General features: G+C 29.1%; 13 protein-coding genes and 1 other RNA gene. All 14 read left to right on the top strand.

Going from position 1 to position 15,385, the window contains the following annotated elements:
- Positions 1-183: 183 nt before the first annotated feature.
- Entirely contained in the window at positions 184-1,278 is a 1,095-nt protein-coding gene (locus I6E31_11440; protein MCF2640573.1) for an amidohydrolase, read from the top strand.
- A 188-nt stretch (positions 1,279-1,466) separates the two neighbouring features.
- Entirely contained in the window at positions 1,467-2,153 is a 687-nt protein-coding gene (locus I6E31_11435; protein MCF2640572.1) for an isoprenyl transferase, read from the top strand.
- Positions 2,153-2,977: a phosphatidate cytidylyltransferase gene (locus I6E31_11430; protein MCF2640571.1), complete on the top strand. Its 825-nt coding sequence runs from the start codon at positions 2,153-2,155 to the stop codon at positions 2,975-2,977. The genes I6E31_11435 and I6E31_11430 overlap by 1 nt, the downstream gene beginning before the upstream one ends.
- 60 nt (positions 2,978-3,037) lie before the next feature.
- Complete coding sequence (locus I6E31_11425) at positions 3,038-4,198, top strand: 1-deoxy-D-xylulose-5-phosphate reductoisomerase (protein MCF2640570.1); 1,161 nt, start codon at positions 3,038-3,040, stop codon at positions 4,196-4,198.
- 2 nt (positions 4,199-4,200) lie between these two features.
- Complete coding sequence (locus I6E31_11420) at positions 4,201-4,875, top strand: thymidylate kinase (GenBank protein MCF2640569.1); 675 nt, start codon at positions 4,201-4,203, stop codon at positions 4,873-4,875.
- Between the two features lie 12 nt (positions 4,876-4,887).
- Positions 4,888-5,907, top strand: coding sequence for a site-2 protease family protein (locus tag I6E31_11415; GenBank protein MCF2640568.1), 1,020 nt, complete (start codon positions 4,888-4,890; stop codon positions 5,905-5,907).
- A 148-nt stretch (positions 5,908-6,055) separates the two neighbouring features.
- Positions 6,056-7,441 (top strand): sigma-54-dependent Fis family transcriptional regulator, encoded by a 1,386-nt coding sequence (locus tag I6E31_11410; GenBank protein MCF2640567.1) that lies wholly within the window; start codon positions 6,056-6,058, stop codon positions 7,439-7,441.
- 82 nt (positions 7,442-7,523) lie between these two features.
- Positions 7,524-9,254 (top strand): peptidylprolyl isomerase, encoded by a 1,731-nt coding sequence (locus I6E31_11405; protein ID MCF2640566.1) that lies wholly within the window; start codon positions 7,524-7,526, stop codon positions 9,252-9,254.
- Between the two features lie 222 nt (positions 9,255-9,476).
- Entirely contained in the window at positions 9,477-11,255 is a 1,779-nt protein-coding gene (locus tag I6E31_11400; protein MCF2640565.1) for a DNA primase, read from the top strand.
- 23 nt (positions 11,256-11,278) lie between these two features.
- A complete protein-coding gene (rpoD, locus tag I6E31_11395; protein MCF2640564.1) occupies positions 11,279-12,556 on the top strand; it encodes an RNA polymerase sigma factor RpoD in 1,278 nt (425 codons plus the stop codon).
- A gap of 46 nt (positions 12,557-12,602) precedes the next feature.
- A complete protein-coding gene (locus I6E31_11390; GenBank protein ID MCF2640563.1) occupies positions 12,603-13,451 on the top strand; it encodes an RNA polymerase subunit sigma in 849 nt (282 codons plus the stop codon).
- Complete coding sequence (locus I6E31_11385; protein ID MCF2640562.1) at positions 13,448-14,233, top strand: Nif3-like dinuclear metal center hexameric protein; 786 nt, start codon at positions 13,448-13,450, stop codon at positions 14,231-14,233. The genes I6E31_11390 and I6E31_11385 overlap by 4 nt, the downstream gene beginning before the upstream one ends.
- A gap of 10 nt (positions 14,234-14,243) precedes the next feature.
- Positions 14,244-14,810, top strand: coding sequence for a hypothetical protein (locus I6E31_11380; GenBank protein ID MCF2640561.1), 567 nt, complete (start codon positions 14,244-14,246; stop codon positions 14,808-14,810).
- Positions 14,811-14,823: 13 nt separating this feature from the next.
- An RNA gene (gene rnpB / locus I6E31_11375) (RNase P RNA component class A) lies at positions 14,824-15,161 on the top strand.
- Positions 15,162-15,385: the final 224 nt, after the last annotated feature.

The following is a 15,385-nucleotide window of genomic DNA, read 5'->3' as shown; positions in this document are numbered from 1 at the left end:
TAAATATATTGAGTAAAAGTAAAGTTGTGGACTTAGAAGTCCTATACAATAGAGGCGAACTGGACACACCTGTAAGAATAAGAGTTGCATAACAACTAAACTTCTTAAATAAAGTTTTAAACTTTTAGAACCCCGTGACTTTAGTCGTGGGAGGTTCAGAAGGTAAGAAAAGATCTACATGAGATGCCAGAGATAGCTTTGCAAGAATATAATACAAGTAAATATATTAGAGATTTTTTAAAAAATTTAGATATAAAGTATGTTGAAATTGAGAGAAGTACATTGGCTATTTTTGAAGGAGAGGAAGATAATTGGATAGGATTTAGAGCTGATATAGATGCTTTACCTATTCAAGAAGAGGGAGAAAAGGATTATAAATCAAAAATAGATGGAATGATGCATGCTTGTGGGCATGATGGACATACAACAAATCTATTATACTTTGCTAAATGGCTAAGTGAAGAGTTAAAAAGTGGAAAAAAATTGAAAAAATCTGTAATGCTAATTTTCCAATCTGGAGAAGAGGGAAAAGGTGGAGCGAGATTTGTAGCTAATTCAGAATTTTTTAAAAGTAAAAAGTTTGATGGAATATTTGCACTACATTTAAATCCAGAAATTGAAGAGGGAAAAATAGCAACAACAGTAGGAGCAGTAAGTTTTCAAAATATAAACTTTGATATAGAGATAGTTGGAAAAGGGTGTCACGGAGCTCAACCACACAAGGGAATAGATTCTATATTGGTAGGGGCAAAATTAGTTGAAGCATACCAATCAATCATCTCAAGAAACTTAGAGCCTTCAGAAACAGCAGTTTTAACAATAGGAAGTTTTAAAGCTGGAGAGGTAAGAAATATTATTCCTGAAAAGGTAAATATTTTAGGAACAATAAGAATGCTAAATACAGATTTAATAGAGTTATTTAGAGAAAGAGTTACTAATATAAATAAAGGGTTAGAAGTTGCTTTTGGAGTAAAAATAAATATGGTATTTAATCCATTCTATCCACCAGTGATAAATGATGAAGAGTTATATAAAAAACTTGAAAAAGTAGTTCCAGAAGAAAAATTAATAAAATCAACTAGATTAAATGGGTCAGAAGATTTTTCATTCTATTTACAAAATGGTAATAAAGGATTGATGTTTTTATTAGGAACAAGAAATGAGGAGAAAAACTTTATATATCCTCTTCATAATCCAAAATTTGATTTTGATCCTAAAGCCTTAGAATTAGGATTTGAAATATTTAAAGGATTATTATTAGAGATGAAAGCATTTTAAAAATTTGATATAGAGCTGTTACAATATTAGTTTGTAGCAGCTTTTTTATTTGTTTAAATTTAATAAAAGGTTAAAAAGGAAACATTATAGTAATTTTTTATTCACTTTTATGAGGGAGATGGGAAATATGATAGAAATATTTCAATAAATATGGTAGAATTTAATGAATAATAATGAGGTGATAAGAAATGGAACTAAATATTCCTAAACATATAGCTATAATAATGGACGGAAATGGAAGATGGGCTAAAAAAAGAGGGCTACCTAGAACTTTAGGACATAGAGAGGGAGCAAAATCTTTAAGAAAAATAATAACACATGCTGCAAAGTTAGGGATAAAACATCTTACAGTATATGCCTTTTCAACAGAAAACTGGAAGAGAAGTAAGGAAGAGGTAGAGGCTTTGATGTTTCTATTTAAAACTTATCTAAAAGGCGAAGAAAAAAATATAATGGAAAATAATATAAAATTTACAGTTTCTGGAAGAGAGGAAAATGTAAGTGAATCACTATTAACAGCAATAAGAAAATTAGAAGATTTAAGTAAGAATAATACAGGGCTTAATCTTAATATAGCATTTAACTATGGTGGACGTGCTGAGATTATAGATGGAATAAACAGATTATTAAAAGAGGGAAAAAAAGAGATAACAGAAGAGGAGTTCTCAAAATATATGTATAGAGATATTCCTGATCCAGAACTTTTAATAAGAACAAGTGGAGAGTTGAGAATATCAAACTTTTTACTATGGCAGATAGCATATTCAGAAATCTATATAACAGATACTTTATGGCCTGATTTTGATGAGAAGGAATTGGAAAAAGCAATAGAAATTTATAATAAAAGAGATAGAAGATTTGGAGGAGTTAAATAATGCTGAGCAGAATAATGGTAGCTATAATAGGAATACCAGTTCTTATTTGGATCTTGTATAGTGGTGGAATACCTTTATTAATCTTTACAAACATAATAATAGGTATGGCTACATATGAATTTTACAACATGGCAGAAATTGGAGGAAAGAAACCATATAAAGTAATGGGAATATTGGGGGCTTTAGCAATACCTAATATACTTTTCTTAAATCAATTAGGAAAAATAGAGATAGATAATATGTTTGTATTCTCTATGATTACAGTTTTATTAATAGGGTATAGAGTTCTTCAAAATAAAGTTGAAAATTCAAGTGCAGATTTAGGAGTAACATTGTTAGGGGCATTATATGTATCAGTTTTATTTTCTCATGTGATACTTATAAGTTTTTTACCAAATGGAGGAAAGTGGCTTTTAACAGCTCAAATAATGGTTTGGGTTTGTGACACATTTGCTTATTTTACAGGATTAACAATAGGTAGAAAAATATTTAAAAGAGGGTTCAGTAGTATAAGTCCTAAAAAATCAATAGAGGGATCTTTAGGAGGAATATTTTTTACAATATGTTCTCTATATTTTTTAGAAAAATATTTTAAACTTTTAGAAAATGGAGATTTAGGATTATTTAATATAATTATAATAGGAGTATTTATCAGTATTGTTGCACAGATTGGAGATTTAGGTGAATCTATGTTTAAAAGAGAGTTTAAAGTTAAAGATTCTGGAACAATATTGAGAGGGCATGGTGGAATATTAGATAGATTTGATAGTATGCTTTTTGTAGCTCCAGTTGTTTATTATCTATTAAAAATTGTAGTACTATAATATAAAATTATTGGGTGAAAAATTTTATTCACCCTGTTTTTTTCGTAGGAGGAAGGTTTAATGAAAAGAATAGTTGTATTAGGTTCAACAGGAAGTATAGGAACAAGTGCATTAGATGTAATAAGAAATAGCAATGGAAAGTTTCAAGTAGTAGCTTTAAGTGGAAATAGAAATCATAAACTATTAATTGAGCAAATAAAAGAATTTTCTCCTAAATATGTTTGTGTAGGAACTGAAGAGGGATACTTAGAAATAGGTAAAGAGTTTCCAGAAGTAAAGCTATTTTTAGGAGATAGTGGATTGACAGAATTAGCTAACCTAAAAGATTATGATATTCTTTTAACAGCTGTAAGTGGAGCTATAGGAATAGAGGCAACAGTGGCAGGAATAAAAAATGAAAAGAGAATAGCTCTTGCTAACAAGGAAACAATGGTTGCAGCTGGAGAATATATAAATAAACTTTTAAAAGAGTATCCAAAAGCAGAGATAGTACCAGTAGATAGTGAGCATTCAGCAATATTTCAATCTATGTTAGGTGGAAGAAAAAATGAGGTAAATAAGCTTATAATAACTGCTAGTGGTGGAACTTTTAGAGGGAAAAGTGTAGAGGAACTAAGAAATGTAAAGGTAGAAGATGCACTTAAACATCCTAACTGGTCTATGGGTAAAAAGATAACTATAGATTCATCATCATTAGTAAATAAAGGATTAGAAGTTATAGAAGCTCATGAACTTTTTGGAGTAGACTATGATAATATAGAGGTTTTAGTTCATCCTCAAAGTATAATTCATTCTATGGTAGAATTTAAAGATAGAGCTGTAATAGCACAACTAGGAGCACCAGATATGAAACTTCCTATTCAATATGCTTTTACATATCCAGAGAGAGAAGCAAACAGAGTTTTTGAGCCTCTTGATTTTACAAAAGCCTCAACATTGACTTTTGAACAAGTGGATAATAAAACTTTTAGAGGAGTAGAACTTGCATATAGAGCAGGGAGAAGAGGAAAGTCTATGCCAGCAGTATTTAATGCAGCAAATGAAGTGGCAGTAGAATTGTTTATGAAAGGAAAAATAGGATTTTTAACAATATATGAGATAATAGAAAAAGCTATGGAAAGACATATTACTATAGAGATAGATAGTGTTGAAACTGTTAAAAGTGTAGATAGAGAGACAAGAGAATGGGTATATAGTGAATATGGAGAGAAAGAGGAGTAAAAATGGGAAAACTTATAGTTATAGAGGGAACAGATTCAAGTGGAAAAGAAACACAAACTAAAAAATTATTTGAAAAGTTAGAGGAGAAAGGGTTAAAAGTTAAAAAAATATCTTTTCCCAATTATGATAGCCCAGCTTGTGAACCAGTAAAGATGTATCTAGCAGGAGCATTTGGAGAAGATGCAATGAAGGTAAATCCCTATCCTGTATCTACAATGTATGCAATAGATAGATATGCTTCGTTTAAAACAGATTGGGAAAAATTTTATAATGAAGATGGAATAATAGTTACAGATAGATATGTAACTTCAAATATGGTACATCAAGCTTCTAAAATTAAAGATTTAGATGAGAAGAAACAGTATCTAAATTGGTTAGAGGATTTAGAGTATGAGAAAATGGGGATACCTCGTCCAGACTTGGTAATATTTTTAAATATGCCAACTGATATGGCAGTAAAATTAATGGCAGAGAGAAAAAATAAGATAACTGGTGAAGAGAAAAAGGATATTCACGAAAGAGATAAGGAATATTTAAAGGAATCTCATGCAAATGCTTGTAAAATAGCTAATATATATAATTGGAAAGAGATAAAGTGCAGTGATGGAGATAGAATAAAAACTATTGAAGAGATAGGGGAAGAGGTTTTTTCTCTTGTAGAGAAAGTAGTTTTATAATGGAGGAAATAGATGAACATAATAGCAGCAATAATTGTACTAGGGATAATTATATTTATTCATGAACTAGGACATTTTGTTACAGCAAAATTTTTTAAAATGCCTGTAAGTGAATTTTCAATAGGTATGGGACCTCAAGTATACTCATATGATACAATAAATACAACATACTCTTTTAGAGCAATTCCACTAGGTGGTTTTGTAAATATAGAGGGAATGGAAGTTGATAGTAAAGTAGAAGATGGCTTTAATAGTAAGTCACCTTTTGCTAGATTAGTAGTACTTTTTGCTGGTGTATTTATGAACTTTTTGCTTGCTTTTTCTATTATTTTTATAATGCTTAATATAAATGGAAAAGCTGTTCAAAGTAAGGAAGCAATAGTAGGACATGTTTTAGAAAAGAGTAATGGAAGTAAAGTTTTATTACCTAAAGATAAGATTTTATCAATAAATGGAGTAAATATCAATAACTGGGATGATATAAGTAAAACTGTAAGTGGTTTAGAAAAAAAAGATGAGATAAAACTTGTTATTGAGAGAGATAATGAGAAAAAAGATGTAGATTTGAAATTAACTTATGAACCTGAAACAAAAAGATATATATTAGGAATTTTACCAGATTACCATATAGAGAAATTTACTCTAGGAGAGTCTATAAAAGCTAGTTTTTTAGGATTAAAAAAGATAATGGTAGATACTTTAGATGGATTAAAAATGGTAATAAGTGGAAAGGTAAAAAGTGAAGAGATAAGTGGACCAATAGGAATAATAAAGGTTGTTGGTGAAGCCTCAAAAGAAGGGATAGGGATTCTTGCATGGTTGACAGCTTTACTTTCTGTAAATGTAGGGATTTTGAATTTACTTCCTCTTCCTGCACTTGATGGTGGTAGAATAATATTTGTTTTATTGGAATTAGTGGGTATAAAAGTTAACAAAAAAATAGAAGAAAGAATACATGCAGCAGGTATGATGTTGCTATTTGCACTATTTGTTTATATCTCAGCTAATGATATTTTCAATCTTACAAAGTAGCTCAAAGACTTATTTTATACATATTATTACTAAAAAAATAAAAAATAGTCTTGAAAAAATACAGAATATCTATTATAATACATTATAGTAGAAAACAATAAAATATGAATTATTTTTGAAAATAACGATATAAATAGGGAGGATGGGTATGAAGAATGCTATTTTAGCGATTTCAGAAAGAAAAGAAACATTAAAGCAAATAAGAAAAGAACTTTCAGAACAATATGAAATTATAACATTTAATAATCTTCTTGATGCATTAGATATGTTAAGAGAAAGTGATTTTGATATTGTACTATTAGATGAGTACTTAACATGGTTTAATTTTGCAGAGGCAAAGAGAAAATTAAATGGTATAGGAAAAGATTTTGTAGTAGTTGCTCTTTTAGATGATGAAAATGAAGAGATTTTAAATGAACTAAAAAATGCAGATATCTATAACTATATGATGAAACCAGTTGAATTAAGAGAGATGAACAGAATAATAATGCCAGCTCTTAAAAATCTTGAAATTTTAAAAGAAAAGAGAAAATTAGAGGAAAAATTACTAAGCAGTGAAGAAGAAACTGAAATAGTAGGACAATCTTCAAGAATTAAAGATGTTAAAAACCTAATAGAAAAAGTTGCTGAAAGCGATCTACCTGTTCTTATTACTGGAGAAAATGGACTTGGAAAAGAGCTAGTAGCTAAAGAGATCTTCAAGAAAAGTGATAGAAGAAAAAATAATTACATTGTTGTAAGTTGTGCATCTATGCCAGAAGAAACAATGGAAAGAGAACTTTTCGGATATGAAAGGGGAGCATTTACTGGAGCTAATGCAAGTAAAAAAGGATTATTAGAAGAAGCTGATGGAGGAACTATGTTCCTAGATGATATTTCAGCTATGGATGTAAAAATTCAATCTAAACTTCTAAGAGTTATTGAATATGGAGAGTTAAAAAGAGTTGGAGGAAATAAAACTAGAAGAGTAGATGTAAGATTTATTGTTGCTAGTGATAAAGACCTTAAAGATGAAACAGAAAAGGGAAAATTCAGAAAAGATCTATATCATAGATTAACTGTATTCCCAATTGAAGTTCCACCTCTAAGAGATAGAAAAGAGGATATCCCTCTATTAGCTAACTACTTCTTAAATAAGATAGTTAGAGAACTTCATAGAGATACTCCAGTTATTTCAGGAGAAGCTATGAAATATTTAATGGAATACTCATATCCTGGAAATATCAGAGAGTTAAAAAATATGATAGAAAGAATGGTTATCCTTTCTACAGATAAGATAATTGGAATAGAGGATCTACCACTTGAAATAAAAATGAAATCTGATACTGTTGAAAATAAAACAGTTGTAGGAGTTGGACCATTAAAAGATATCCTTGAACAAGAGATATATAGTTTAGCAGATGTAGAAAAAGTAGTTATAGCTATTGCTCTACAAAAAACAAGATGGAATAAACAAGAAACTTCAAAACTTCTTGGAATTGGAAGAACAACTCTTTATGAAAAAATTAGAAAATATGGTTTAGATTTTAAATAAAAAGAACTAATTGAAAATAATGTAAGCTATACATAAAAAAGGAAAGGGGAGTTTATCAGAGAATATCTGATAATACATAATTATGGCAATTAGAAAATTTCGTAAACAGATGAAACCTATTATCTGGTTTGTCACTATATTATTTGTATTAAGTGGAAGTTATTTAACAATAATGAACCTTAAAGGAAGTATGAGTAGTGGTGGAGCAACTTATGCTTTTAAATTAGATGGAGAAAAAATATCAAAACTTGAAGTAGAAAGAACAAAAGCTACAATGATTGATGGTTACTCAAAGTATTTAGGAGATAAAATAGATAGAAGTTTAATTGACATTATAGCTTTTAATGAGGTTGTTGATAAAAATCTAACTTTGAAAATAGCTAAAGATTTAAAAGTAAAAGTCCCTGGAAGTGAAGTTAGTGAACAATATGATAGAATAGAAAGTTCTATTGGAAATAGAGAGCAATTTAAGAGAATGTTACAAGTACAAGGATACACAAGAAAAAGTTTTAAAGAGGAGCTAGAAAAAAATCTTATTGTAGCAAAAACTCTTGAAAAGATTCGTGAAAATGTTGTTCCGACAGAAGATGAGATAAAAGAATTCTATGATGAAAATCAATATACTATGTTTAACGGGAAAAAGTTAGATGAAGTTAAAGATAGTATAGTAAAAGAGTTAAAAGAGATAAAGGGTAATGAAGAGTATGCAGTATTATTAGAGCAATATAGAAATAAGATAAAATTGGATAATATTGCTGATGAGTATTCTGCATATGTTGAAAGACCTGAATTAGAATCAGATGGATTTGTTGTTACAAATTTAGATATGGCAAGAAAAACTTTACAAAATCTATTTTTAACTAATGGTGATAGAGAGAAAGCAAGAGAATTGAGTAAAGAATACTATGATAATCAATTTAAACTTGCAAAAGAAGCAGTTGCTAGAGGAATAAAAGTAGATGAAAATCTTCCATTAGATTATAAATTTGCTGAGTATAATAGAGAGCTTTTTGAAAATATAAAAAACTCTTTAAATCCTACTGATGAGCAATTAAAAGAGTTCTTTAATAAAAATAGAATGGCATATGATGTTTTCCCAAGCTCAGATGCTTATATTGCAATATTAAAAGTTGATCCTTCTGAAGCTGATAAAGCAGCTGCAAAAGAGAAAGCTAATGAACTTTTAAAGAAATTAACAGTTGAAAACTTTGCAGATATGGCAAGAGAAAACACTGATGAGCCTAACTCTAATGGTGGAGATTTAGGTTGGTTCTCTAAAAAAGATATGGTTGAGCCTTTCCAAAAAGCAGTATTTGAAGGAGAGGTTGGAAAAATATACCCTGAACCAGTTGAAACTGTATTTGGACAACATCTAATTTATATAGCTGATAGAAATGATGAGGAAGAGAGAGCTAAAGCTAGTCACATATTAGTTACTCCAAAAATTTCTCAAGAAACTTTAGAACAAAAAGAGAAAGAGATAGGAGAATTAAAAGCTAAATTAATTGAAAATAAAGTTAAATTTGAAGATCTTGCTAAGGAGAATAAAGATGTTCTTCACAGTGGACTATATTCAAATATAAATGATGCTGGATATATTCCAAATCTAGGATATAACAGTGATCTTACAAAACTTATATTCAAAGCTCCTTTAAATAAAATAGAAACAGCAGTTATAAATGATGCAATCTTTATTTTTGAAAAAGTAAAAGAAGTAAAATATAAAGCTGCAGACTTTGATGAAAATAAAGATAAAATCAAAGATGATTATCTAAATTATCAAACTCAAGAAGAAATGAAAAAGCTTATTTAGGGAATTATATACAAAAAGAGAATGACCTAAAAGATACAGGTTACTCTCTTTTTTGTATTTTATTATGAAAAATTTGATTATTTATAAAAAATATATTATACTATAGAATAACGGAATTTTTTTTAACCGACCAAGGAGCCAATTATGAATAAACTTGAAAAAAGCATATTAAAGGAATATATCAAAGAAAAATATCATATATTTTTAGTTTTTTGTATTTAGATGAAATACAAAACTGAAGATATAGATATGCTTATTGAGAGTTTAAAAATTGAAGAGGTAGTTGGAGAGTTTGTTGAGTTAAAAAAATCAGGTTCCAGTTATAAAGGGTTGTGTCCATTTCATCCAGACACTACACCATCTTTTATGGTGAATCCAAGTAAAAATATTTGTAAATGTTTCGTATGTGGAGCAGGTGGAAACCCAGTAACATTTTATTCTAAGTATAAAAAAATAAGTTTTTCTGAGGCAGTAGAGGAACTGTCTAAGAAATACAGTATTCCTATAAAAGGTATAAGAGAAGATTCTAGAGAGAATGAAAATCTTGAAAGATATTATAAAATAATGGAAGATGCTCATAGTTTTTTTCAAGAGAGTATATTTACCAATTCTGGAAGAGAGGCTTTAGAGTATCTATCAAATAGAAAGATAAATCCAAAAATTATAAAAGAAAATAGATTAGGTTATGCTCCTAATAGGTGGAGTGAATTAAATGATTATCTTATAAATAAAGGGCATAGTTTAAATGATATAATAGCTCTTGGATTAGTAAAAGAGAGTGAAAAAGGGCAATATGATACTTTTAGAAATAGAATTATTTTTCCTATCTACTCAATTTCTGGAAAGGTTATAGCTTTTGGGGGAAGAACTCTTGAAAAGGATAAAGAGATACCTAAATATATAAATTCACCAGATACTCCTATCTTTAAAAAGGGAAGAAATCTATATGGACTTGAAAGAAGTAGCATAATAAAGAAAAAGAATTATGCTATGTTAATGGAAGGATATATGGATGTTTTATCTGGATATCTATATGGTTTTGATGTGACGTTGGCACCTTTAGGAACAGCACTTACTGAGGAACAGGGAAAGCTTTTAAAGAGATATACTTCAAATGTGATACTAGCTTTTGACTCTGATGCACCAGGGCAATCAGCAACAGAAAGAGCAGGATTAATACTAAAATCTTTAGGATTTAATATTAGAGTTTTAGTTCTTGAGGGAGCAAAGGACCCAGATGAATTTTTAAAAACTTATGGAAAAGATGAATTTTTAAAATCTGTAAAAAATTCTGTGGAGATATTTGACTTCTTATTTAAGTACTACTCAAGAGAGTATGATTTAAGTAATACAATGTCAAAGCAAAATTTTATAAATAGATTTAAAGATTTCTTTCAATGTATAGAAACAGATTTAGAAAAAAGTCTATATTTAGATAAATTATCTAAACAATTAGATATAGAAAAAGAGATATTAAAAGAAACTCTTATAGACAAAAATAAAAAGAAAAGTAGAAAATTTGAAGAGGTAAAAGAGAGTAGTAACTTTATAAGAGAAGCAGCAGCTCCATTGTTAGAAGAGTTAACATTAGCTTTAATAGTTAAAGATAAAAATTACTTTCAATATTTTAAAAATAAAAATATAAGAGGGTCACTTACTAAAAAAATATTTTCGTATCTTGAAAGAAATGAAGAAGATATAGAGAATCTTATAAAAGAGATAAAAGATGAGATAGAATTAACAAAATCTGAAACTGAAGAGTGGGAAATAGTTGTATGTTTAGCAATAAATGATTTTTCTGATGAAGAAAAGACACAAAAGTTATTAGAAGAGATTTTTGTCTCATGGTTTAGGATAGAGATAAAGGAACAGATGAAAAATAGAGAGAATTTGAGCCGTTTCATGAAAATAAAGAGTATAGAGATGCAGTTAAGCAGGGCAGGAAATTTCTCTAAAGTATTGGATATATATAAAGAGTATGAAGAAATAATTAATCTATAAATTTTTAGAGGAGGCTTCAGATAATGAGGGATTTTATAAAAAACGAAAAAGTTCTTTCTTTAGTCAGAAAAGCTATGGAAAATAAGTGTATAACTTATGAAGAGATAAACGATGAGCTAAAGAGTGATTTTCCAGTTGATAAAATAGAACAATTGATAACTGGAATGATGGAACAAGGGATAAAAATCGTTAGAAAAGAAGATATAGATAGAGAAAAGAAACTAGTTACTGCTTTAAAAACAAAAGAAAAATCTAAAGCTAAAGCGAAAACAAAACCGATGCCAGCTCCAGAAGAAGAAGAGATAAAAGTAATAGAGAAAGAGGATTTCCCTGAAGATGATGAGATAGATGACTTTATTGATGATAGAGTAGATGATTTAGATGATTTTGATCATTTTAATCCTGAGGAATTAGAAGAGATCAATGAAGATGAATTAATAAGTGATGATCTATTTAATCTATCTGGAGATATGAAAGTTGATGAGCCTATAAAAATGTATTTGAGAGAGATTGGACAAATCCCTCTATTAAGTCACGATGAAGAGCTTGAATATGCTAAGAGAGCTCTTGAAGGTGATGATTGGGCACAAAAACAATTAGTTGAAGCTAACTTAAGACTTGTTGTAAGTATTGCTAAAAAACATACTAATAGAGGTTTAAAACTGTTAGATCTAATTCAAGAAGGAAATATAGGTCTAATGAAAGCAGTTGAGAAATTTGAGTATACAAAAGGATATAAATTCTCAACTTATGCAACGTGGTGGATAAGACAAGCTATAACAAGAGCTATTGCAGATCAAGGTAGAACAATTAGAATCCCAGTTCATATGATAGAAACTATCAATAAGATTAAAAAGGAAGCTAGAATCTATCTTCAAGAAACAGGAAAAGATGCAACTCCAGAAGTATTAGCTGAAAGATTAGGAATGGAAGTTGAAAAGGTAAAAGCTATACAAGAGATGAACCAAGATCCTATATCATTAGAAACTCCAGTAGGAAGTGAAGAGGATAGCGAACTTGGAGATTTTGTTGAGGATCAAAAAATGTTAAATCCTTATGAATTAACTAATAGATCTTTATTGAGAGAACAACTTGATGGAGTATTAAATACATTAAGTAGTAGAGAAGAGAGAGTTTTAAGATATAGATATGGATTAGATGATGGTTCTCCTAAAACTCTAGAAGAAGTTGGAAAAATCTTTAAAGTAACAAGAGAGAGAATCAGACAAATAGAGGTAAAAGCTCTAAGAAAATTAAGACATCCAAGCAGAAGAAAAAAATTAGAGGATTTTAAAGTATAAGGGGAATAGGAGCATTTATGCTCCTATTTCTTTAGTGGAGGATAGAATGAAAAGTATTAAATTAAAAGATTTAGAAAAACTTATAATAGATAAATATTCTGAAGATGAGAAATTTAAAGAGTTTTTAAAAGAGAATAGGGATTTAGAAGTTGAAGTTGTTGTTGAAAATATAAAATTAAAAGAGCTAGAAGATATGGAAGAGTTTACAGAGGAAACTGTTATAGATTATCTTGATGAGATAGCTAATTTAGAAGTTATAAGTGAAGAGAAAGAAAAAGAGCAATTAAAAAATATTGAAGATAGTGAAGAGATTGTAATAAAATATTTAGGAGAGGTAGCCTCAATAGGATTTAACTATATTAGAGAGGGAATAGCTTATATGGATATTGTTCAAGAGGGAACAGTTGGACTTATGAAAGCTATATCAAATTATAATGTAGAGGAAGATGGAGAATTTAAAAACTATTGTAGATTTTGGATAATAAAAGAGATGGTTTTATTTATTCAAAGCAAAGTAGAAGATATAAAATATGAGTTTATGAACTACTTTAAAACTAAAAAAGAAAACTTTGGAAAAGAGCATCACCATGAGCATGAAGAAGAGCATGAACATGGGGAAGTTTATCTAAAAGAGGAAGATCTTTTACCAAGTATTGAAGCTATTGAAAAGAGAGAGAGATTAGTTGATAAAAAAATAAACTTTTTTAACTTAAGTAATAGATTAAGTTTAAGACATATAGAGATTTTAAATCTTTATTTTGGGTTTGGAAAAGATAAGAGACACTCTATATATGAGATAGAGGAAAAATTAGGGCTAGAAAAAGGACAAGGAGAAACTCTTTTCCAAGAAGCACTTTTAATTCTTTCAACTGTTGAAGGGAAGATAACTTTATGATTTTAAAAGTAAAAGATATAATTGGAAATTTAGAAAAAAAATATCCTAAAGCAAATGCAGAAAACTGGGACAATGTAGGATTGATTGTTGGAAAGTTAAATCAAGAGGTAAGGAAAGTTCAACTTTCTCTTGATGCCACAGATAAAGCCATTGAAAATGCAATAAAGAATGGAGCAGAATTAATAATTACACATCATCCTATGATTTTTAAACCAGTAAAAACTATAACAACAATGGATAATTTAGGAAGAAAAATAATAAAACTTATAGAGAATAATAGATCACTATATGCTATGCATACAAACTTAGACTCATCTAAAGATGGTTTAAATGATTATATTTTAAATTTATTAGGAGTGGAGAATTCAAAGATTATTGATGTAAATGAGTTTGATAGTGAAGTTGGAATAGGAAGGCTATATACACTTTCAAAAGAGCTGAGTATAGATGAATATGCAACTTTTGTTAAAAATAGCTTGGAGATAAAAAATATAAGAATAATTAGTGAAAATAGAGAGAAAACAATAAAAAAAATTGCTTTAATAAATGGTTCTGGAATGAGCTATTGGAGAAAAGTTAAATCTTTAGGAGCAGATCTATTTATAACAGGAGATATAGGGTATCATGATGCTTTAGATGCCAAAGAAGCAGGAATAAATGTTTTTGATATAGGGCATTTTGAAAGTGAAAATTGTTTTGTAGAATTATTAAGGAAAGATATAGAGGGAATGGGTATTGAGGTTATAACTTTTAATGATGGACCTGTTTTTGAAATATATTAAGGAGAAAAGAGTGAAAAAACTTTTAACAGTAATTGGATTAATAGTAATGATTGGGAACTCTTATGCAGGAGTTAACGATACTTTAAAGCTTTTTTCTGAAGAGGAAAAAGTTAGTGTAGAACAAAAAGTAACAGAATTAGAAGAAAAGAGAAAACTCCATATACATGTTAATACTCTTCCAATAGGAGAGGGATTTAGTGTAGAAGATCCAGAAAAAGTTATAATTCTTAATATAAAAAAAGAGGAAAACAGCAAGGGAAAAATAGAGTTAAATTTTTCTAGAGATATTGATGTGGAAGAACACCAAGAGGATATAAATCTAATTTTAAATAATGCAGAAGGAACTCTTTCTAAAGGAGAGATTGGAAAATATTCAATAGAAGTTTTAGAAGGAATAGATGGAATTTTAGATAAAATAAATATAGAAGAACCTATAGTTATTGAAGAAGAAGTCAGTAAAAATGAAAAATTTAATATTTTTGGTGGTATAGCTATTGCATTTTTTGTAATTTTTGGTATTATAATAAGAGTGCTTTCTATTCAAAAAAAGAGAAGAGAGTTAAAAGAAAAAAAATAGTAAAAAAATAAAAAAAGGTATTAAAGTTGATCGCTGCTTGGTAACAAGGAGAGGAAAGTCCGAGCTCCGCAGAGCAAGAGGGCAGCTAACGGCTGCTAAAGGTAACTTTAAGGAAAGTGCCACAGAAAATAGACCGCCATTATGGTAAGGGTGAAAAGGTGGTGTAAGAGACCACCAGTTTCTTAGGAGACTAAGAAAGCTTGGTAAACCCCCTCTGGAGCAAGACTAAATAGGAAAGGTTAAGGGCTGCTCGTCCAGCTTTCAGGGTAAGTTGCTAGAAACTATAAGCAATTATAGGATTAGATAAATGATCAGCACATACAAAACTCGGCTTATTTAATGCCTTTACTTTTTTTCTTTAAAAAATAAAAAAAGTTATTGACGAAATCTAAATTTTGTGATATTATAACTAATGTACCGCAGGAAAGCGGAAATGAAAAATAAAAGGACATTAGCAACAGAATAGAGAAAGATGATAAAAATCAACAAACAATAAATTGGTGTAAAAATCAGTTATGCAACTGAGTAAAATAGATTGAACGAAGAGTTTGATCCTGGCTCAGGATGAACGCTGA

Source organism: Fusobacterium varium, assembly GCA_021531615.1.
In the GTDB taxonomy this organism is placed as follows: domain Bacteria; phylum Fusobacteriota; class Fusobacteriia; order Fusobacteriales; family Fusobacteriaceae; genus Fusobacterium_A; species Fusobacterium_A varium_C.
Note: the sequence above shows the minus strand (reverse complement) of the source record. Positions and strands in the feature narration are given on the sequence as shown.

Coding starts and splice junctions, on each gene's coding strand:
- I6E31_11440 (MCF2640573.1), top strand. CDS start 184: ATGCCAGAGATAGCTTTGCAAGAATATAATACAAGTAAATATATTAGA.
- I6E31_11435 (MCF2640572.1), top strand. CDS start 1,467: ATGGAACTAAATATTCCTAAACATATAGCTATAATAATGGACGGAAAT.
- I6E31_11430 (MCF2640571.1), top strand. CDS start 2,153: ATGCTGAGCAGAATAATGGTAGCTATAATAGGAATACCAGTTCTTATT.
- I6E31_11425 (MCF2640570.1), top strand. CDS start 3,038: ATGAAAAGAATAGTTGTATTAGGTTCAACAGGAAGTATAGGAACAAGT.
- I6E31_11420 (MCF2640569.1), top strand. CDS start 4,201: ATGGGAAAACTTATAGTTATAGAGGGAACAGATTCAAGTGGAAAAGAA.
- I6E31_11415 (MCF2640568.1), top strand. CDS start 4,888: ATGAACATAATAGCAGCAATAATTGTACTAGGGATAATTATATTTATT.
- I6E31_11410 (MCF2640567.1), top strand. CDS start 6,056: ATGAAGAATGCTATTTTAGCGATTTCAGAAAGAAAAGAAACATTAAAG.
- I6E31_11405 (MCF2640566.1), top strand. CDS start 7,524: ATGGCAATTAGAAAATTTCGTAAACAGATGAAACCTATTATCTGGTTT.
- I6E31_11400 (MCF2640565.1), top strand. CDS start 9,477: ATGAAATACAAAACTGAAGATATAGATATGCTTATTGAGAGTTTAAAA.
- rpoD (MCF2640564.1), top strand. CDS start 11,279: ATGAGGGATTTTATAAAAAACGAAAAAGTTCTTTCTTTAGTCAGAAAA.
- I6E31_11390 (MCF2640563.1), top strand. CDS start 12,603: ATGAAAAGTATTAAATTAAAAGATTTAGAAAAACTTATAATAGATAAA.
- I6E31_11385 (MCF2640562.1), top strand. CDS start 13,448: ATGATTTTAAAAGTAAAAGATATAATTGGAAATTTAGAAAAAAAATAT.